Source organism: Rouxiella sp. Mn2063 (genome assembly GCF_049319665.1).
Taxonomy (GTDB): Bacteria; Pseudomonadota; Gammaproteobacteria; order Enterobacterales; family Enterobacteriaceae; genus JBMOUD01.
The window spans coordinates 207490-227157 of record NZ_JBMOUD010000003.1; the positions used below are offsets into that span (position 1 = coordinate 207490).

The 19668-nt window shown below is 48.7% G+C and carries 18 protein-coding genes; 15 read left to right on the plus strand and 3 right to left on the minus strand.

From position 1 onward, the window contains the following. Positions 1–101 precede the first annotated feature (101 nt). On the minus strand, positions 102–3566 hold the full coding sequence (gene rne, locus ACL9RG_RS06390; protein WP_422791761.1) for a ribonuclease E: 3465 nt from the start codon (positions 3564–3566) through the stop codon (positions 102–104). Between the two features lie 603 nt (positions 3567–4169). Here rne and rluC point away from each other — a divergent pair. Beyond that, a complete protein-coding gene (gene rluC, locus ACL9RG_RS06395; RefSeq protein WP_422791762.1) occupies positions 4170–5126 on the plus strand; it encodes a 23S rRNA pseudouridine(955/2504/2580) synthase RluC in 957 nt (318 codons plus the stop codon). A gap of 238 nt (positions 5127–5364) precedes the next feature. Further along, positions 5365–7032 carry a 2-isopropylmalate synthase gene (gene leuA, locus ACL9RG_RS06400; protein ID WP_422791763.1) on the plus strand — a complete coding sequence of 556 codons (1668 nt, stop codon included), beginning with the start codon at positions 5365–5367 and terminating at the stop codon, positions 7030–7032. Here leuA and ACL9RG_RS06405 read toward each other — a convergent pair. Together ACL9RG_RS06405 and ACL9RG_RS06410 are read right to left on the minus strand one after the other, a co-directional pair. Further along, entirely contained in the window at positions 7001–7798 is a 798-nt protein-coding gene (locus ACL9RG_RS06405; RefSeq protein WP_422791764.1) for a helix-turn-helix domain-containing protein, read from the minus strand. The genes leuA and ACL9RG_RS06405 overlap by 32 nt on opposite strands. A 59-nt stretch (positions 7799–7857) precedes the next feature. Then, positions 7858–8463 carry a Maf family protein gene (locus ACL9RG_RS06410; protein WP_422791765.1) on the minus strand — a complete coding sequence of 202 codons (606 nt, stop codon included), beginning with the start codon at positions 8461–8463 and terminating at the stop codon, positions 7858–7860. Between the two features lie 295 nt (positions 8464–8758). Between ACL9RG_RS06410 and yceD the strand changes: the two genes are divergently transcribed. From yceD to ACL9RG_RS06475, 13 genes are all read left to right on the plus strand, one after another. Continuing rightward, positions 8759–9283, plus strand: coding sequence for a 23S rRNA accumulation protein YceD (gene yceD, locus ACL9RG_RS06415; protein WP_422791766.1), 525 nt, complete (start codon positions 8759–8761; stop codon positions 9281–9283). 12 nt (positions 9284–9295) lie between these two features. Beyond that, entirely contained in the window at positions 9296–9463 is a 168-nt protein-coding gene (rpmF, locus tag ACL9RG_RS06420; RefSeq protein ID WP_002210931.1) for a 50S ribosomal protein L32, read from the plus strand. 63 nt (positions 9464–9526) lie between these two features. Beyond that, complete coding sequence (gene plsX, locus ACL9RG_RS06425; RefSeq protein ID WP_422791767.1) at positions 9527–10561, plus strand: phosphate acyltransferase PlsX; 1035 nt, start codon at positions 9527–9529, stop codon at positions 10559–10561. Between the two features lie 6 nt (positions 10562–10567). After that, positions 10568–11521 carry a beta-ketoacyl-ACP synthase III gene (locus tag ACL9RG_RS06430; protein WP_422791768.1) on the plus strand — a complete coding sequence of 318 codons (954 nt, stop codon included), beginning with the start codon at positions 10568–10570 and terminating at the stop codon, positions 11519–11521. Between the two features lie 18 nt (positions 11522–11539). Then, positions 11540–12472: an ACP S-malonyltransferase gene (gene fabD, locus ACL9RG_RS06435; RefSeq protein ID WP_422791769.1), complete on the plus strand. Its 933-nt coding sequence runs from the start codon at positions 11540–11542 to the stop codon at positions 12470–12472. 10 nt (positions 12473–12482) lie between these two features. After that, positions 12483–13217: a 3-oxoacyl-ACP reductase FabG gene (gene fabG, locus ACL9RG_RS06440; RefSeq protein WP_422791770.1), complete on the plus strand. Its 735-nt coding sequence runs from the start codon at positions 12483–12485 to the stop codon at positions 13215–13217. A gap of 153 nt (positions 13218–13370) precedes the next feature. Further along, complete coding sequence (acpP, locus tag ACL9RG_RS06445; protein ID WP_422791771.1) at positions 13371–13607, plus strand: acyl carrier protein; 237 nt, start codon at positions 13371–13373, stop codon at positions 13605–13607. A 133-nt stretch (positions 13608–13740) separates the two neighbouring features. Further along, the gene (gene fabF / locus ACL9RG_RS06450) at positions 13741–14982 is read left to right on the plus strand and encodes a beta-ketoacyl-ACP synthase II (RefSeq protein ID WP_422791772.1); all 1242 of its coding nucleotides are present in this window, start codon (positions 13741–13743) and stop codon (positions 14980–14982) included. Between the two features lie 172 nt (positions 14983–15154). Then, complete coding sequence (gene pabC / locus ACL9RG_RS06455) at positions 15155–15961, plus strand: aminodeoxychorismate lyase (RefSeq protein ID WP_422791773.1); 807 nt, start codon at positions 15155–15157, stop codon at positions 15959–15961. A 7-nt stretch (positions 15962–15968) separates the two neighbouring features. Beyond that, positions 15969–16994, plus strand: a complete 1026-nt coding sequence (gene mltG, locus ACL9RG_RS06460; RefSeq protein ID WP_422791774.1) for an endolytic transglycosylase MltG — start codon at positions 15969–15971, stop codon at positions 16992–16994. Continuing rightward, positions 16984–17628, plus strand: a complete 645-nt coding sequence (gene tmk, locus ACL9RG_RS06465) for a dTMP kinase (RefSeq protein ID WP_422791775.1) — start codon at positions 16984–16986, stop codon at positions 17626–17628. Before mltG ends, tmk begins: the two co-directional genes overlap by 11 nt. After that, positions 17625–18611 carry a DNA polymerase III subunit delta' gene (gene holB, locus ACL9RG_RS06470; RefSeq protein WP_422791776.1) on the plus strand — a complete coding sequence of 329 codons (987 nt, stop codon included), beginning with the start codon at positions 17625–17627 and terminating at the stop codon, positions 18609–18611. Before tmk ends, holB begins: the two co-directional genes overlap by 4 nt. Positions 18612–18738: 127 nt before the next feature. Continuing rightward, positions 18739–19533 carry a metal-dependent hydrolase gene (locus tag ACL9RG_RS06475; RefSeq protein WP_422791777.1) on the plus strand — a complete coding sequence of 265 codons (795 nt, stop codon included), beginning with the start codon at positions 18739–18741 and terminating at the stop codon, positions 19531–19533. The last annotated feature ends 135 nt before the right edge of the window (positions 19534–19668 follow it).

A 19668-nucleotide genomic window follows, 5' to 3' on the forward strand; every position in this document is an offset into this window, starting at 1 on the left:
ACTTTGTCCGCCGATCTTTTCTTGTAACCATAAAAAAACCCGCCATGTTCAGCGGGTTTTTTGTTCCCCAAGTCTAGGCGCTTGGGGGATATTGCATGCTGTTATTCAGGCATCACCGGCCTGGTCGCTGGCGCTGTTGCTGTGCTAGCGGCTGAATGGCCACCTGCTGCACCTTTGCCGTCAAAGTCAAACGCTGGGCGAACCCAATCACTTTGTACGACTGACGATTCAGTATAAGCAGGCGCTGGTGCTTTAGTCATTGGCGCAGTGGCGTGGTGCTTAAAGCGTGCCTCTGTAGCAGGTGCTAAAGATTCAGCTTTAGCCACAACAGGCGCTGATTGCTCTACTTGTACAGCAGATTCAACGACAGGCGCTTGTTCAACGGTAGCCGTTGCTGTAGCCGTATGTTCTGATTTAGGAACTGCAGCCGGTGCCTGAACGACAACGGCTGGCTCTACAGCTACTGGTTCTACAACAGCCGCTTCTACAACAACCGGCTCAGCAGTAACTGGTTCAGCAACTACTGGTTCAATGGCAACAGGTTCTGCAATAGCCTGTACCGTGGTTTGAGCAGCAACCGGTTCAATAACCTCAACAGGATTTACCTGAGTCTGTTGTGGCTGAGTTTCCTCAATTGGAGCCTGAACTACAGCCTGAACTACAGCAGCATCCGTTGTCTGCTCGGAAACAGCATCTTTTACCGTCTCGCTTTCGATAACACTGTTTTCAACGATGTTATTTTCTGCAACCTGGTTCTCGACGATGTCAGGAGTTTGATTTGCTGCCACCGTCTCTACAGCGCTGAATGTTTCAGCGGCAACGCTATTCACTGGTGCCTCTACTGTATTAGCCGGTTGTGTAGCAGTAACCTGTTCGGTTGATGCAACAACGTCTTCAGTCTGAGCAACCTGGGTTTCAACAGGCTGTGCGACAGGATAGCTGATCCATACTTTGCCCGATGCCATTTCAGGTGATACAAAAGCACCCGCTAACGGCATTGGTGACTGTGATGGATAGCGCTCATCACGATAACGACGACGACGTTGACCGCTTACACGCAGATGGCGTGGAGAACGGCGTGAACGACGTGGCATGCCGTTTTCACGTTGTGCATCTTCGGTTTCAGTTTCTGCATTAGCTTCAACAGCAGGTGCGGCCTGAACCGGTGCTACATCGACAGCGGCAGGTTTGTTCTCTACTGGTTTAACACCAGTAATCAACTGTTGTGCAGCTGCTTCAGCTTCTTGATCAACTTCTGATTCAAAGCGGACTTTCTGCGTCAACTGACGACGTTGGCGACGTTGAGTTGGCATCTGATGATGATCGGTATTTTCTGATTCAACATCTTGTACTGCAACCTCTTCAACAACCTTGTTGTCAGCAACTTTTTCTTCTGGCAACGTTTTACGCTTGTCATCTTGGCGGCGGCGAGAACGATCGCCACGCTCGCGCCGTGGTTGTTGCTCTTCACGAGCGACGTTGTCGCGCTCTTCATCCTGAGACTCAACGGCGGCAACTGGCTCTTGATTACGGCGGTTGCGGCGTTGATCCTCACGCTGCTCACGATTATCACGACCTTCACCACGGTTATCACGGTTCTGACGCTCACCGCGATCGTTGTTGCGTTCGTTACGTTCATTGCTGCGTTCGCTACGCTCACCACGATCGTTGGTACGCTCGTTGCGTTCACCGTTACGATCGCGACGGCCACCTTGACGACGTTGATTACGACGATCGCCATTACGACGATTATCATTTTCAGTGGTTTCAGGCGTCGCTTTGGCTTCTTCAACCGGTGCGGCAGGTGCTGGTTGAGGTGATGAAACAAACAGGCCTTTCAGACCACTCAACAGGCGAGAAACAAAACCACCTTTAGCTTCTGGCGTCTTAGCCGCTGGTTTCGGTTGTGCTGGTTGCGCTGGCGTTTCTGGTTGTGCAAAGGCAACTTGCGGTGCTTCAACAGGCAGGGCAAAGGTTGCTAAAGCTGGTTGTTCAGGACGCTTACGTTCGCTTGGCACTTCCTCAGACGGTTGCAGCATTTCTGCTTCATGAATCTGTGGCAGCAGGTAGCTCAGTGTAGAACTCTCTTCACCTTTGCGTACACGCAATACGTGATAGTGAGGTGTCTGCATTTGGTCATTAGGCACGATCACCGCACGCACACCGCCCTGACGTTTTTCAATCGCATTAACCGACTCGCGTTTTTCATTGAGTAGGTAGGAGGCGATTGGCACAGGGACAATGGCATGTACTTCTTTGGTGTTCTCTTTCAGCGCTTCTTCTTCGATCAAACGCAGAATAGACAGCGACAGCGATTCGTTATCACGAATCGTACCGGTACCGCTACAACGTGGGCACACGTGATGAGTCGATTCGCCCAAGGAAGGGCTCAAACGCTGGCGAGACATTTCCAACAGACCGAAGCGGGAAATACGGCCAATCTGAATACGCGCACGGTCTTGACGCACTGCATCGCGTAAACGGTTTTCAACTTCACGCTGGTGACGAACTGGCGTCATGTCGATGTAGTCGATAACAATCAAACCACCGAGGTCACGCAAGCGCAGCTGGCGAGCGATTTCGTCAGTCGCTTCCAAATTGGTATTGAAGGCCGTTTCTTCGATATCGCCACCGCGGGTTGCACGAGCGGAGTTGATATCAATCGCCGTCAGCGCTTCGGTAGTATCAATAACGATTGAGCCACCAGAAGGCAGACGAACTTCACGCTGGAAGGCTGATTCGATCTGCGATTCGATTTGGTAGTGGCTAAACAGCGGGATTTCACCAACATAAGGTTTAATCTTGCTGCTGAAATCTGGGCGGCCGAGCGCGGCAATATGCTCTTTAGCCAATTCGAGAACTTTCGGGTTATCGATCAAGATCTCGCCGATATCTGGGCGTAGATAATCACGGAAGGCACGGACGATAACATTACTTTCTTGGTGAATCAGGAAAGGTGCTGGACGTCCTTCTGCGGCTTTCTTGATAGCATCCCAGTGCTTGAGGCGGAAAGACAAATCCCATTGCAGAGCATCGGCCGATTTACCAACACCGGCGGTGCGTACAATTAAGCCCATGCCGTCTGGCAATTGCAGAGACGACAGTGCTTCTTTCAATTCGGTACGGTCATCACCTTCAATCCGGCGAGAGATACCCCCGGCGCGTGGATTGTTAGGCATTAACACTAAATAGCTACCGGCCAGACTGATAAACGTCGTCAGTGCTGCGCCTTTGTTACCACGTTCTTCTTTATCGACTTGAACAATCACTTCCTGACCTTCACGCAATACATCTTTGATGTTTGGGCGGCCATGAGAGGAGTAATTGCTTGGGAAATATTCGCGAGCGATTTCTTTCAGAGGGAGGAAACCGTGTCTTTCAGCGCCGTAATCAACAAAGGCGGCTTCAAGGCTAGGCTCTATACGAGTGATTTTACCTTTATAAATATTGGCTTTTTTTTGCTCATGCCCTGGGCTTTCAATATCCAGGTCATACAACCTTTGTCCATCGACAAGAGCAACGCGCAACTCTTCTTGCTGAGTCGCGTTTATCAACATTCTTTTCATCTTAACTTACTCGTTATTTTTGCATTATTGACAGAACTGCGGGCAAAATAACCTCATGACCGGATAAACCGTTGGCCCCGAGTCTTCTCGCAAAGTCGTCAACCTCCCGGTTGTCGCTTGCATAGGGGCGCATTATTTCGGTAAGTCTGCTTCTGCCGTATTAACTACACCAGCTTAATGAAAACAGCACTTTTATTATGGGAATAGCTTCTGAACTTATGCAGATAGATCTCATTCCACTTGCCGGCCAAGCTGCAACCCGCAGCCCGCTAATTGCTTGATTTCACATTACGTCTTACGCCATTGCTGCGTTTTTGTGCAATCAGGCAAATTTATAATTCCTGCGTTTTCTCTAACTTGAAGAGAAACAACGCGGAAAGTAACCTCATTATTCCATTGCATGCACTGTGATAGCAAGGTGACTTTTCGGCAGCGGTAAAGATAATCATGCACATCGCCGCGCGCGAGTCTTGCTATTAATCATTAATTAATCCCTTGGGTTGAGTATTCCTCGATAGTTACTGGTAAACTTAGAGTTAAGCACATAAAAATCGGTGATGCGAACTGCTTTCCGATATTTAGAATCATTTAGAAACATGGCTCATGACAACTGATAACCCAAGCGTACAAATAATACCCATTACCGAAGAAGAAGCTGGCCAACGCATTGATAATTTTCTGCGCACGCTACTCAAAGGTGTACCTAAAAGCATGATTTATCGCATCGTCCGTAAAGGCGAGGTGCGAGTAAATAAAAAACGTATCAAACCAGAATATAAGCTATTAGCAGGCGATGAAGTACGAGTACCACCGGTGAGAGTTGCCGAGCGTGACGAAACACAGGTCTCGGCGAAACTCGATAAAGTTGCTGCACTTGAGCACTGCATCTTATATGAAGATGAGCATCTATTGATTCTCAACAAGCCTTCAGGCACGGCGGTTCATGGTGGCAGTGGATTAAGCTTCGGTGTTATTGAAGGTTTGCGTGCGTTGCGCCCTGATGCACGTTTTCTCGAACTGGTACATCGTTTAGACCGTGATACTTCAGGTGTGTTGCTGGTGGCTAAGAAGCGGTCAGCGCTGCGTTCTTTGCATGAGCAACTGCGCATGAAAACCATGCAGAAAGATTACCTTGCATTGGTTCGCGGCGAGTGGCAATCACATTGCAAAGTGGTTCAGGCTCCTTTACTGAAAAACATCCTGCAAAGTGGCGAACGCATTGTGCGAGTCAGTAGTGAAGGTAAGCCGTCAGAGACGCGTTTCAAAATCGAAGAGAAATACGCCTTTGCGACCTTGGTTAAAGCTAGCCCGGTAACGGGGAGGACTCACCAGATTCGTGTGCATACACAACATGCTGGGCATCCTATTGCCTATGACGATCGCTACGGTGACCGTGAGTTTGATGCGCAGCTAGCAGGTAGCGGGATTAATCGTCTATTCCTACACGCGGCGGCCTTGCGCTTTGAACATCCGAATACCGGCGAAACAATACGTATTGAGGCACCGTTAGAACCGAAATTGCGTAATGCACTCAATAAACTGCGTGCTGCAAGCAAGTAAAGGTTTGCCCCCATCGGCAGCGATTGCCGATGGGGAATATTATCAATCTCCCGTTTTGTGTCGCACCAGCTGACATTCCCTCCTTGCCTAAAATCCCTCAATGACTATCACGCAAGTGATGCCTTCTTGCTGTTTTTGTCCGTTATGCGACGATGGTTGTCGGCTAACGGGGCGCAGGATGGTGGCAATTGGGGGAATAATGGCTGAAATGTGCTTTCAGCTATTCAGGAGAATCATCATGTTGAGCAACCCGGCGACCAAATATCAACCCTTCCCGCCGATTAATCTGCCCGATCGTCAGTGGCCTTCAAAGCAGCAATTACACGCACCTCGCTGGTGTTCCAGCGATCTTCGCGATGGTAATCAGGCGTTAGCTGAGCCGATGGATAATGCGCGTAAAAGCCAGTTCTATCAGATGTTGTTGCAATGTGGTTTTAAAGAAATTGAAGTGGCGTTTCCTTCGGCATCACAAACTGATTTTGATTTTGTTCGTTCATTGATTGAAGAAAAGCAGATCCCCCACGATGTCACTATCCAGGTATTGACGCAGTCACGAGAAGATTTAATCGATCGTACCTTTGAATCCCTGGATGGCGTACCGCGCGCTATCGTTCACCTTTATAATGCGACTGCGCCTACTTTCCGTGAGATCGTCTTCAAACAAGATAAAGCCGCGACTATCGCATTGGCGGTGAATGGTGCTCGCCGTGTCCGCCAACAGTGCGATCAACGCCCTGAAACCGAATGGACATTTGAGTACTCGCCAGAAGTCTTTTGTCTGACCGAATTAGACTTCGCGCTGGAAATTTGTGAAGCCGTCGCCGATGTGTGGCAACCGGGACCGCAGCGGCCGATGATTATCAACTTGCCTGCTACCGTCGAAGCCAGTACACCGAATGTTTATGCTGACCAGATAGAATGGTTTTGTCGACATTTTACGCGCCGCCAGCAAGTCGCGATCAGCGTGCATCCCCATAACGACCGCGGTACAGGTATTGCCTGTGCTGAGCTGGCAATGTTGGCGGGTGCCGATAGAGTAGAGGGCTGTTTGTTCGGTAATGGTGAACGTACTGGTAATGTCGATTTGGTTACCTTGGCACTTAATCTCTATACGCAAGGCGTAGCACCTGGGCTAGATTTTAGCCAGTTGAAGCACATTGTGGAAATGGTGGAGCAGTGTAACCAGCTGCCTGTCCATCCACGCCATCCTTATGCGGGAGAGCTGGTCTTTACCGCCTTCTCCGGTTCACATCAAGATGCGATTAAAAAAGGTTTCGCAGTACAGCAAGCCGATAGTTTGTGGCAGGTGCCTTACCTTATTATCGATCCCGCAGATATCGGCTGTACGTATGAAGCCATTATTCGTGTAAACAGCCAATCGGGTAAAAGCGGGGCAGCGTGGTTGCTAGAGCAGAACCACGGATTATCGTTACCACGTGCCCTGCAGATTGATTTCAGCAAAGTCGTTCAACAAGAGACAGACCGTAGCGGAAAAGAGATGACGATTGCTGATATTTGGCGACTGTTCCGCCATAGCTATGGTTTGGTTGAGCAGTTGCCATTGCAGTTGTTGAATTATCAAACGCAAAGCCACGGAGAAGATGCTTATAGCTTCACCGCCAGCGTATCTATTAATGGTGAGCAGCAACAATTACATGGCGAAGGGAATGGGTTGCTTTCTAGTGCTGTCGATGCCTTGCGTCAAGCCTTCGGCTTGGTGTTGACCATCGATGATTATCACCAACATACGCTAGGCCATCAAAGCGATAGTCGTGCCGTTGCCTATATTCGTTGTACACCGATAAAAGGTGAGACTGCCGTTTATGGCGTAGGGATTGATGCCGATTCGGCCAGTGCTTCTTTGCGTGCACTGTTTAGCGTGGCAAGTCGCTATCTGGTGAAATAACCGGTGGTGTCTGTGTAAAATAAGCACTCGGTGCCACGCCTAATTGACGGCGAAACATGGCGCTGAACGCACTGGGGCTGTCGTAACCAAGGTCGAGTGATACCTCGAGTATTGAGCGTCCAATAGCCAAGGCGTTTAGCGCTGCCAGCAGGCGTGCGCGCCGTACCCAGTCGCCGAAACGTAATCCAGTTTCGCGCTGAAAATGGCGAGAGAGAGTGCGGCTGCTGACATTAAGAAATTTGGCAGCCTGTTCTATTTCCCAAGGCTGTGAAAGAGATTGCTGAATTTGTTGGCACAACATCAGCAATCTGTCATTGCGCGGTTCTGGCAGTTGCAGTGGCAGCGTCGGTAAAACGCGTAACTCATCCAAAATCAGCTCCATCACGCGTTCCTCACGGCCTCCGCTTTGATAATTTGCCGGGATATCAAATGCACAAAGGATAAGTTCACGTAACAGCGGTGATATTTGTACCACTTGGCAACGTGCTGGCAGATCTGCTCGTGCTAAGGGATCAACAAACAATGTACGAGCAGCGACTTTTCCCGTGAAACGCAGACTATGTTCGGTTCGCGCAGGCAGCCATACGCCACGCCCCGGTGGGACTACCCAGCTTCCCTGGCGAGTATTGACCTGTACAACACCGCTGAGACTATGGATTAGTTGCGCGCAATTATGGCTGTGACTCGGCTCAAAATCGCCATGTTGATAATCTTTGGCATAGGGCACAATGGATTGATTATTCAAAAAGTCCTGACTAAACAACATGAATTCGCCCTATGGCTTAAAAAGATTATCAGCAGCATGTCACGCCAATGTTCGGTAGGCTAGTCTTGAGATCGCGCCAGAGGGTTAATTCCCCATTCGCGAAGCATTGCCAGCAAGGCGATCAGCGGCAGACCGATAAGTGAATTAGGGTCACGTCCATTAAGCGATTCAAACAGACTAATCCCTAATCCCTCACATTTAAAACTGCCAGCGCAATCATAAGGTTGTTCCAAGAGGAGATAACCTTCTATCTCTTGGTCGCTCAACTCGCGAAAGTTCACTACAAAAGGCTCACAAATCACCTGAGTTTGACCTGTATCACTGTCTAGCAGACATAGGCCAGTATAAAAGGTCACCGCTCGGCCACTTGCCAGACGTAACTGTTCAAAGGCTTTGTCAAAACCATGAGGTTTACCGAGGATCCTTTGGTCGATCACACAAACTTGATCTGATCCAATAATCACGTGGCCAGGATATTTTTCTACCAGTGACGCTGCTTTTTTTTGTGCGAGGCGAGTGACTAATTCGCTAGCTGATTCCCCGCTTAGTGGCGTTTCATCTGCGATGGGGGCGGAAACACTAAAAGGTAAGGTCGTTTTTTCCAACACAGCGCGTCGGTAAACTGAGGTTGAGGCTAAAAGGATCTTTTTTGTCGAAATGATCATTATTTTTTTCACAAAGCGTAGCGTTATTGTGTGACACATTTTAAACTGTACGCCGCTAAGAGCCTATTCTAAATCGACATCAGTTGAACATTCGATTGAAACGGTGTTCCGTGACGCGAAATACCGGGCAGATTTCACGTCGAAAGATCGCGTAATTTATGTGCGATTACGCCGTAATTTCGACGGGAAGTAACGATTTATAATAGGCTCTGAGGAAGCGAATATTGGAGAAAGGTGTGGTTTGTAGGCCTTTTTCTTTGACTCTATGTCGTTACAAAGTTAATATGCGCGCCCTATGCAAAAGGTAAAATTACCCCTGGCTGTTGATGCGGTTCGTACCGCTCAGAAGCGTTTAGATTATATTGGTGTCTACGAAGCTGAGCAGGTAACACGAGTTGCTGAATCAGTAGTCAGCGTGGATTCAGATGTTCAAACATCTTTGTCGTTTGACATAGACAATCAGCGTTTGGCTGTTATTAAAGGCCATTCAGAGGTTGTCGTGACTCTGGAATGTCAGAGATGTGGCAAGACATTTGAGCATCAGGTTCACACAACATATTGTTTTAGTCCTGTTCAAAATGATGAACAGGCTGAGGCATTACCGGAAGCGTACGAGCCGATTGACGTCGATGATTATGGCGAAGTCGATTTGCTGGCAATGATTGAAGACGAAATTATTCTTTCACTGCCTGTCGTTCCGGTACATGAATCTGAACACTGTGAAGTGTCCGACGCGGACATGGTGTTTGGCAAACTGCCTGCAGAGGCGGAGAAACCAAATCCATTTTCCGTATTAGCGAGTTTAAAGAAAAGTAATTGAGGAGTAAGGTCCATGGCCGTACAACAGAATAAACCAACCCGTTCTAAACGTGGCATGCGTCGTTCACACGATGCGCTGACCACCGCCACTTTGTCTGTGGACAAAACTTCTGGCGAGACTCACCTGCGTCACCACATCACTGCCGACGGTTTCTACCGCGGTCGCAAGGTTATCGGCTAAGAATTACTTGCTAACTATTTACTCGATAACTATTTACTCGATAAATATGTGCAAGGCGATACCTTGAAACGTCTAACTTTAGCGTTAGATGTTATGGGCGGGGATTTCGGTCCTTCCGTCACAGTGCCTGCTTCATTGCAGGCACTGACCTCTAATCCCGAACTTCATCTTCTTTTGGTCGGAGACCCCGACATAATCACGCCCTTACTCGCCCAAGCCGATGCTTCGCAACAATCGCGAATTAGCATTATTGGTGCTGAGTCAGTCATTGCCAGCGATGCAAGAGTTTCGCAGGCTATCCGCGCAAGTCGCGGTAGTTCAATGCGGGTGGCGTTGGAGTTGATCAAAAACGGTGAGGCGCAGGCTTGCGTCAGCGCGGGTAATACCGGCGCACTGATGGGATTAGCTAAACTGGTTTTAAAGCCTCTGGATGGCATTGAGCGTCCGGCATTGATGACAGTTTTACCTAACCAGCAGCGTGGAAAAACCGTGGTGTTGGATTTAGGTGCGAATGTAGAATGCGACAGCAGGATGCTGGTGCAATTTGCTGTGATGGGTTCCGTCATGGCAGAACAAGTGGTCGGAGTGGAAAATCCGCGCGTTGCCTTGCTTAATATCGGCGAGGAAGAATCAAAAGGGCTAGATAACATCCGAGAGGCGGCGTCGATTTTAAAAAAAACACCCACAATCAATTATATCGGGTATCTTGAAGGCAATGACCTTCTTACTGGTAAAACAGATGTGATGGTGTGCGACGGCTTTGTAGGCAATGTCACACTTAAAACAATGGAAGGTGTGATTAGGATGTTTCTGTCACTGCTCAAATCCTCTGATGAGAGTGGCAAAAAAGCCTGGTGGCTGAAATGGTTGGGGAAAATCTTGCAAAAGAAACTTGCCAAACGTTTCGGCCATTTGAACCCAGACCAATATAATGGTGCTTGCTTGTTGGGCTTACGCGGCATTGTCATAAAAAGTCATGGTGGAGCAAATCAGCGAGCGTTCGCTGTTGCTATCGAACAGGCTGTACAGGCGGTGCAGCGGCAAGTAGCTCAAAAAATTGCCGTGCGCCTTGAGGCTGTTTTACCTAAGAGTGATTGATCGTACATGCATACAAAGATTCTCGGTACGGGGAGCTATTTACCCGTTCAAGTTCGGTCAAACGCCGACTTAGAAAAAATGGTCGAAACTTCTGACGAGTGGATTGTCACCCGCACAGGGATTCGTGAACGTCGTATTGCTGCACCGGATGAGACTGTGGCCACAATGGGCCTACTCGCAGCGGAAAAAGCATTGGAAATGGCCGATGTCGATAAACACGATGTTGGACTGATCATTGTTGCCACAACCTCATCTTCACATGCATTTCCAAGCTCTGCCTGCCAAGTGCAGAACTTATTGGGAATCAAAGATTGTGCGGCCTTTGACCTCGCGGCAGCTTGCGCTGGGTTCACTTACGCCCTGAGTGTTGCCGATCAGTACGTCAAAAATGGCGCTGTGCGCTATGCACTAGTGATCGGTGCCGACGTGCTTTCTCGTAAACTCGATCCTGAAGATCGCGGCACTGTTATCCTCTTTGGTGACGGTGCTGGTGCGGTATTGCTGGGAGCATCAGAAGAGCAGGGGATTATTTCTACCCATATGCATGCTGATGGTCATTACGGTAATCTGCTAACGTTGGCTTACCCAGACCAACAAAATTCCGATGAATCAGCTTATGTCACCATGGCTGGTAATGAAGTATTTAAAGTTGCTGTTACTGAGTTGGCCCACGTTGTTGAAGAAACGCTGGAAGCTAACAATATGGACCGCTCACAGCTTGACTGGCTGGTTCCACACCAAGCGAACCTGCGCATTATCAGCGCTACAGCGAAAAAGCTGGGAATGGACATGGACAAAGTGGTCGTGACATTGGATCGTCATGGCAACACTTCCGCAGCTTCCGTTCCTTCTGCACTTGATGAAGCCGTACGCGATGGTCGCATTCAACGTGGGCACTTAGTGCTGCTTGAGGCGTTTGGCGGCGGCTTTACCTGGGGTTCGGCGCTGGTTCGTTTTTGATTTAACAGGACGATTAAAATGACAAAAATTGCGGTTGTTTTTCCTGGTCAGGGTTCTCAATCTTTAGGTATGCTTGCCGATTTGGCAGCCACTTATCCCGTTGTTGAAGAGACCTTTTCACAAGCGTCTTCAGTGCTGGGATATGATTTGTGGCAACTGGTTCAACAAGGGCCGGCAGAAGAACTCAATAAAACCTGGCAGACGCAACCGGCACTGTTGGCTGCATCTGTTGCAATTTGGCGTGTATGGCAGCAGCAAAATGGTGCCACACCGGCATTGATGGCTGGCCACAGTCTGGGTGAATATTCCGCACTGGTTTGTGCCGGTGTGTTGGATTTCCAGCAGGCAATCAGCTTGGTTGAACTGCGTGGCAAACTGATGCAAGAAGCTGTGCCAGAAGGTACTGGTGCGATGTACGCTATCATCGGCCTGGACAATGACGCTATCGTCAAAGCTTGTGAAGAATCTGCCCAGGGACAGGTTGTCTCTCCGGTAAACTTCAATTCACCGGGGCAAGTGGTTATTGCAGGCAATAAAGAAGCCGTTGAGCGTGCTGGAGCTGCTTGTAAAGCTGCGGGCGCAAAACGTGCATTACCTTTACCAGTCAGCGTGCCATCGCATTGTGCGTTAATGAAACCTGCTGCTGATAAAATGGCTATTGCGCTTGAAGATGTAACCTTCAGCGCGCCGCAATATCCGGTTGTCAATAATGTGGATGTACGGGTTGAAACTTCACCTGAAGCGATTCGCAGCGCGTTAGTGCGCCAACTGTACAGTCCAGTTCGTTGGACAGAATCTGTAGAATACATGGCAGCGCAGGGCGTTGAACACTTATTAGAGGTTGGGCCGGGCAAAGTATTAACCGGATTGACCAAACGTATTGTTGATACCCTGACCGCAGCGGCAGTAAATGATACTGCGACTCTGACAGCGGCATTAGAACAAGAATAAGAGGCAGATAATGAGTTTCGAAGGTAAAATCGCACTGGTCACTGGCGCAAGCCGTGGTATTGGTCGTGCTATCGCGGAAAAATTGGTAGCTGGCGGTGCGAAAGTTATTGGTACTGCTACCAGTGAAAGTGGCGCGCAAGCAATTAGCGATTATTTAGGCGAAAACGGTAAAGGTTTCGCGCTGGATGTGGTTGATTCTGCATCGATTGAGCAAGTTTTGCTGGCTATTCGAGCAGAATTCGGCGAAATCGATATTTTAGTTAATAATGCGGGCATTACCCGTGATAACCTTCTCATGCGTATGAAGGATGATGAGTGGCAGGATATCCTGGATACGAATCTGACTTCTGTATTCCGCCTGTCAAAAGCGGTTATGCGGGCTATGATGAAGAAGCGGTTTGGCCGGATCATTACCATCGGTTCTGTTGTTGGAACCATGGGGAACGCAGGGCAGGCAAATTACGCGGCGGCTAAAGCTGGCTTGATTGGTTTTAGTAAGTCTTTGGCGCGTGAAGTTGCTTCACGCGGCATTACTGTTAACGTCGTTGCTCCCGGCTTTATTGAGACGGATATGACAAGGGCGTTGACAGATGACCAACGCGCGGGCATTTTGGCATCAGTCCCAGCCAACCGGTTGGGTGATGCTAAAGAGATCGCCAGCGCTGTTGCTTTTCTAGCCTCAGATGAGGCTGGCTATATCACCGGCGAAACATTACATGTCAATGGCGGCATGTACATGATTTAAAAATTACGAAACTATTTGCATTATTTGCGGTAAAAACCGCAAAATAGGGCAAATTCGTGGTTTGAATAGCCGGGATTTAGTTGCATCTTTTTCAACATTTTATACACTACGAAAACCATCGCGAAAGCGAGTTTTGATAGGAAATTTAAGAGTATGAGCACTATCGAAGAACGCGTTAAGAAAATCATCGTTGAACAGCTGGGTGTTAAACAGGAAGAAGTAGTAAATTCTGCATCTTTCGTAGACGACCTTGGCGCTGATTCTCTCGACACCGTTGAGCTGGTTATGGCTCTGGAAGAAGAGTTCGACACCGAGATCCCTGACGAAGAAGCTGAAAAAATCACTACTGTTCAAGCAGCTATTGATTTCATCAACGCTAGCCAACAGTAAGCGAACCCTGCATTAGCTTAAACACGGCTGGCTGTGTTTAAATGCTGTAGGTTAAGATAGTTAGGCGGTCATTTGACCGCCTAAGTTTTTTTTGTGCAAAGGTATTTAATTTTTCCCTCCCTGGAGGACATTCGTGTCTAAGCGTCGAGTTGTTGTGACTGGACTAGGAATGCTCTCTCCTGTCGGCAATACAGTAGAGTCCACATGGAGCGCTCTCCTTGCCGGTAAGAGTGGCATCAGCCTGATTGACCATTTTGATACAAGTGCCTATGCAACTAAATTTGCTGGCGTAATTAAAGATTTTAATTGTGAAGAGTACATCTCGCGCAAAGATGCCCGCAAGATGGATGCCTTTATTCAATACGGAATTGCCGCCGGCATTCAGGCCATGCAAGACAGTGGCTTGGAAATCAATGAACAAAATGCACCTCGTATTGGTGCCGCGATTGGTTCCGGTATCGGCGGGCTTGGCCTTATCGAAGAAAACCATTCATCATTGGTTCAAAGTGGTCCGCGAAAAATCAGTCCATTCTTCGTTCCTTCAACCATTGTTAACATGATCGCAGGCCATTTGAGCATCATGTTCGGGTTACGTGGACCAAGTATCTCTATTTCTACAGCTTGTACTTCTGGTGTGCACAATATTGGTCACGCCGCACGTATCATCGCGTTCAACGACGCCGATGTGATGCTGGCTGGTGGTGGCGAAAAAGCCAGTACGCCGCTCGGTATTGGGGGATTTGGCGCAGCTCGCGCTTTATCGACTCGTAATGACAACCCGCAAGCAGCAAGTCGTCCGTGGGATAAAGACCGCGATGGCTTTGTGCTGGGTGATGGTGCCGGCATTATGGTGCTGGAAGAGTACGAACACGCGAAAAAACGTGGCGCCAAAATTTATGCCGAGCTTGTAGGCTTTGGAATGAGCAGCGATGCTTTCCATATGACATCACCACCTGAAGACGGTGCGGGTGCGGCTTTGGCGATGACTAACGCGCTACGTGATGCCGGTATTGATGCCGCGCAAATTGGCTATATCAATGCGCATGGCACATCAACACCTGCGGGCGATAAAGCCGAAGCACAGGCGGTGAAATCTGTATTCGGTGCTGATGCGCATAAAGTGCTGGTAAGCTCGACCAAATCGATGACCGGCCATCTGTTGGGAGCGGCAGGCGCTGTTGAGTCTATCTTTACCGTGCTGGCGCTGCGAGACCAAGCGGTTCCGCCGACCATCAACTTGGATAACCCGGACAGCGGTTGTGATTTGGACTTCGTCGCCCACAATGGACGTCAGGTTAAAGACATGCAGTACACGTTGTGTAACTCGTTTGGCTTTGGTGGAACCAATGGTTCATTGGTTTTCCGTAAGATCTAATAAGCGAGTTTGTCGGTAGTGTAAAGGCCCGAGTTCCGGGCCTTTTTGCTGTCTGAATATTCATTCAACAACATACTGGACCGCTGATAAACTGTATTAAAAGTAAGATTGCTCTGCTGGCATCCTGGTGGCTAAAACATCAGTCTATCAACCATTTCGAGGGTGAAAATCGATGAGCTGGGTTAATGGCGTCCATGAGACATTATTGCCGATATCCGACCGTGCGGTACAATTTGGCGACGGCTGTTTTACTACGGCCAAAGTACTCAATGGTCGCGTCGATTATCTGGCCGATCATTTGACTCGGTTGCAACAAAATAGCCAGCAATTATTTCTACCAGAGTGCGACTGGAAACAACTCGAATCCGAGATGCAAGCTGCTGCCGAAGGCTGTGAGCTAGGCGTGTTGAAAGTGATGCTTACCCGTGGTCAGGGCGGGCGGGGATATAGCGCGCTAGGTTGTAGTGGCCCGACGCGGATCATGTCGCTTTCTGCTTATCCACAACATTACTTGCAATGGCAACAGCAGGGTGTGCGGTTAACGCTCAGCCCGGTGCAACTCAGCCGTAATCCATTATTGGCAGGCCTTAAGCATCTTAATCGCCTGGAGCAGGTAATGATCCGCCAGGCTTTAGAACAAACGGATGCTGATGAAGCGTTGGTAGCTGATACCGCTGGAATGCTGGTTGAGTGTTGTGCTGCAAATATTTTTTGGCGTGAAGGGCATCGCGTTTTTACTCCGGATCTGTCTTATTCCGGTGTGGCTGGCATCATGCGCCAGCGTTTAATTAACTTACTTAACGCTAGCGATAACTTTAACCTGGAAATCGTTAGTGAGCCGGTCACTCGTCTTGCGAGTGCTGACGAGGTCATTATTTGTAATGCGTTGATGCCTATCCTTCCGGTCAAGCAGGCGGGCAATTGGCGTTATAACGCATCGGAACTGTACGATTTTTGCCAGCAGGCACTGAATAAGTGAATGATCTATGAAAACCAAAAAAACTAAACTCATCATTGCTATCTTGGTCATTATCATTGGCCTGATAACACTTGCCTATTACAAAGTAGAGCGTTACGCCGATCGTCCACTTAATGTTAAAAATGAAACCATCTTCACCTTGCCTGCAGGAACGGGGCGGGTTGGTTTAGAAAGCTTGTTGGTCGAAAGTAAGTTGATTCAGGAGAACCACTTCTTTAGCTGGCTGCTGCGGGTTGAGCCGGATTTAAGCCATTTTAAAGCGGGTACCTACCGTTTTACGGCGGGTATGACAGTACGTCAAATGCTTGAGCTGTTAGAAAGTGGTAAAGAAGCGCAATTCAGCATTCGTTTTGTCGAAGGTTTTACCCTGCGTGAATGGATGGCCGTGTTACAGAACGCGCCTTATATCAAGCATCAGCTGGCGGACAAAAATGGCGAGCAGATAGCTGAAGCCTTGCAAATGAAAGAGACTAAAAACGCAGAAGGTTGGCTCTACCCGGATACTTACCTTTATACTGCGGGCACCACAGATTTATCGCTGTTGCAGCGTGCACATCAGCGGATGGAAAAGACCGTGGATAAAATTTGGCAAGGTCGCGCAGATTCCCTGCCTTATAAAACGCCGACTGATATGTTGACGATGGCCTCAATTATTGAAAAAGAAACAGCGATTAAAGACGAGCGCAGCGAAGTCGCCTCAGTCTTTATTAATCGTCTGCGTATCGGTATGCGTCTACAAACCGATCCAACGGTAATTTATGGCATGGGCGAAAATTATCATGGCAGTATTAGCAAGAAAGATCTTGAGACGCCAACGCCTTACAATACTTATGTGATTAGCGGATTGCCGCCATCACCGATTGCGATGCCAAGTGAGTCCTCCATCGAAGCTGCTGCGCACCCGGCAAAAACTGCTTATCTCTACTTTGTTGCTAATGGACAGGGCGGGCATACGTTTACAACCAATCTTGACAGTCATAACAAGGCAGTTCGTGTTTATCGCGATCTGATGAAAAGTAAGAATGAAAAGTAATTTCATCGTTATCGAAGGGCTCGAAGGAGCTGGAAAGACTACGGCACGTGATTTAGTGGTCAAAACCTTGCGTGAACTTGGTGTTGAAGAGATTGTCTTTACCCGCGAGCCGGGGGGGACGCCGCTGGCAGAAAAACTGCGTGATTTAATAAAGCTTGGCGTTGAGGGGGAAAAACTCACCGATCAGGCCGAAGTACTGATGTTGTACGCGGCTCGGGTACAACTGGTGGAAAATGTGATTAAACCTGCTTTAGCACGTGGTGCTTGGGTGGTTGGCGATCGCCATGATCTATCTTCTCAGGCTTATCAGGGCGGCGGCAGAGGGATTGATATCAATCTGATGACCTCTTTGCGAGATACGGTGCTGGGGGATTTTTATCCTGATTTGACCTTATATCTCGATCTGGACCCGGCTATTGGCCTGCAACGTGCCAGGGCGCGTGGTGAACTGGATCGTATTGAACAAGAGTCGTTGGATTTCTTCCACCGTACTCGCAGCCGTTATCTTGAACTGGCTGCACAAGATAGCCGGATAAAAACCATCGATGCTTCTGCGCCATTAGAACAAGTTTCCACAGCAATTGTGCAGGCGCTACATGAATGGTTCGCCATACAGCAGGGTCGTGCGCAATGAATTGGTATCCGTGGCTAAATGGCCCTTATCGCCAGTTGATTGGACAATATCAACATGGCCGCGATCACCATGCATTATTACTTCATGCAGCATATGGTATGGGGGAGGACGCGCTGGTCTATGGGTTGAGCCGGTGGCTGTTGTGCCAACATCGTGATGGTGATAAAAGTTGCGGCAAATGCCACAGCTGCCATTTGATGATTGCTGGCAACCATCCAGATTGGCATGTATTAGCGCCTGAAAAAGGCAAAAATACGCTGGGGGTAGAACCTATCCGCCAGTTGATTGAAACCCTCTATAATTATTCCCAACAGGGCGGGGCGAAGGTGATTTGGTTAGCACATGCTGAGCAGTTGACCGAAGCTGCCGCCAATGCGTTATTAAAAACGCTCGAAGAGCCGCCGGCTAAAACCTATTTTATCATCGGTTGTCGGGAGCCTTCACAACTGCTTGCGACATTACGTAGCCGCTGTTTTTATTGGCATCTCCCCGCGCCAGACGAAGCGCCAACTGCACAATGGATTTCTCGGCAGCTTCCCGCTGAACCTGCGGCGATTACTACGGCGTTGCGTTTGAGTGCAGGTGCGCCTTTGGCCGCGCTTAACTTATTGCAACCCGAGTCTTGGCAGCAACGGCAATCGTTGTTTGCGCATTTAGCACAAGGATGGCAACAGGGCGATTTACTCTCCTTGTTAGCGTCTCTTAATCACGAGGATGTTGCTGAACGCTTGCAATGGTTGTGTTCTTTGCTGCTTGATGCCATGAAATGGCAGCAGGGCGCAGGGCAATATGTCATTAACCATGACCAGCATGCGTTGATAGCGCAATTGGCAAATACGGTGCCGAATACTCTGTTGCAAGAAGAAATGCAACAGTGGGTAAATTGCCGTCAGCAACTGGTCACCGTGGTAGGTGTAAACCGTGAGCTCTTGCTGACTGAGCGTTTGCTGGAATCGGAACAACGGTTTAGCGGCGCGGCGTGAATAGCGTAGAGCGGGTTGGTGAGATAGCCAGCATATCTTGCATAGATTGTCTGGCTAAACATACATTGCCTGGCGAAGCATACGTGCTCCGTCAGATATTGTTTTATTGAATAATGAGTTAAATATTATGTATTTAGTTGATTCACACTGTCATCTCGATAGCCTGGATTATGAGACGTTACACAGCGGCGTTGATAATGTTTTAGAAAAAGCTCGTGAGCGTGACGTCAAGTTCATGCTAGCGGTGGCAACGACGCTGCCAGGTTATCAGGCGATGACATCGTTGATTGGCGATCGCCCACAGGTGGCATTTTCCTGCGGTGTTCATCCTCTAAACATTGAAGACGGCTATGATTTCGCCCAATTGCGGGCATTAGCTGCGGATAAAAAAGTTGTCGCAATGGGTGAGACTGGTCTGGATTACTTCTATCAAAAAGAACCGGCTCAGTTGCAACTACAACAGGACTCCTTCCGCGAGCACATTCGCGTAGGACGTGAGCTAAATAAACCCGTGATAGTGCACACACGCGATGCGCGTGAAGATACGTTGGCTATCTTGCGTGAAGAGAAAGCGGGCGAGTGCGGCGGTGTTTTACATTGCTTCACTGAAGATAGAGCGACGGCGGAAGAACTGCTCGATTTAGGTTTCTATATCTCCTTTTCTGGCATTGTCACTTTCCGTAACGCCGAACAACTGCGCGAAGCCGCCCGTTATGTGCCGTTAGATCGTTTGTTAATTGAAACTGACTCACCTTATTTAGCGCCGGTCCCGCATCGTGGCAAAGAAAACCAGCCTGCTTATGTGCGTGATGTTGCCGAATATCTTGCTGTGCTCAAAGGTGTGAGCCTGGAAACCTTGGCGCAAACAACGACAGCTAACTTTGGAAAATTGTTCCACCTCGATATGTCCCAGTCTTCCTAAGCGCTTTATTGAATTATTTTTCACCTCGTAATTAATGGCTTGAATGGGTAATGTGCACGCCCATTTGAGCTATTTTGCTAATTTTACGAGCAGTTTAGCGCCAATTCACTGAACTAAATTGAGATGAGTCTGAGT

What these genes read in the sequence shown, in the direction of transcription:
- yceD (WP_422791766.1), top strand. Translation starts at nt 8,759, where the DNA reads ATGCAAAAGGTAAAATTACCCCTGGCTGTTGATGCGGTTCGTACCGCT.
- rne (WP_422791761.1), bottom strand. Translation starts at nt 3,566, where the DNA reads ATGAAAAGAATGTTGATAAACGCGACTCAGCAAGAAGAGTTGCGCGTT.
- fabG (WP_422791770.1), top strand. Translation starts at nt 12,483, where the DNA reads ATGAGTTTCGAAGGTAAAATCGCACTGGTCACTGGCGCAAGCCGTGGT.
- leuA (WP_422791763.1), top strand. Translation starts at nt 5,365, where the DNA reads ATGTTGAGCAACCCGGCGACCAAATATCAACCCTTCCCGCCGATTAAT.
- rluC (WP_422791762.1), top strand. Translation starts at nt 4,170, where the DNA reads ATGACAACTGATAACCCAAGCGTACAAATAATACCCATTACCGAAGAA.
- acpP (WP_422791771.1), top strand. Translation starts at nt 13,371, where the DNA reads ATGAGCACTATCGAAGAACGCGTTAAGAAAATCATCGTTGAACAGCTG.
- mltG (WP_422791774.1), top strand. Translation starts at nt 15,969, where the DNA reads ATGAAAACCAAAAAAACTAAACTCATCATTGCTATCTTGGTCATTATC.
- tmk (WP_422791775.1), top strand. Translation starts at nt 16,984, where the DNA reads ATGAAAAGTAATTTCATCGTTATCGAAGGGCTCGAAGGAGCTGGAAAG.
- ACL9RG_RS06475 (WP_422791777.1), top strand. Translation starts at nt 18,739, where the DNA reads ATGTATTTAGTTGATTCACACTGTCATCTCGATAGCCTGGATTATGAG.
- rpmF (WP_002210931.1), top strand. Translation starts at nt 9,296, where the DNA reads ATGGCCGTACAACAGAATAAACCAACCCGTTCTAAACGTGGCATGCGT.
- fabD (WP_422791769.1), top strand. Translation starts at nt 11,540, where the DNA reads ATGACAAAAATTGCGGTTGTTTTTCCTGGTCAGGGTTCTCAATCTTTA.
- holB (WP_422791776.1), top strand. Translation starts at nt 17,625, where the DNA reads ATGAATTGGTATCCGTGGCTAAATGGCCCTTATCGCCAGTTGATTGGA.
- ACL9RG_RS06430 (WP_422791768.1), top strand. Translation starts at nt 10,568, where the DNA reads ATGCATACAAAGATTCTCGGTACGGGGAGCTATTTACCCGTTCAAGTT.
- ACL9RG_RS06410 (WP_422791765.1), bottom strand. Translation starts at nt 8,463, where the DNA reads ATGATCATTTCGACAAAAAAGATCCTTTTAGCCTCAACCTCAGTTTAC.
- ACL9RG_RS06405 (WP_422791764.1), bottom strand. Translation starts at nt 7,798, where the DNA reads ATGTTGTTTAGTCAGGACTTTTTGAATAATCAATCCATTGTGCCCTAT.
- pabC (WP_422791773.1), top strand. Translation starts at nt 15,155, where the DNA reads ATGAGCTGGGTTAATGGCGTCCATGAGACATTATTGCCGATATCCGAC.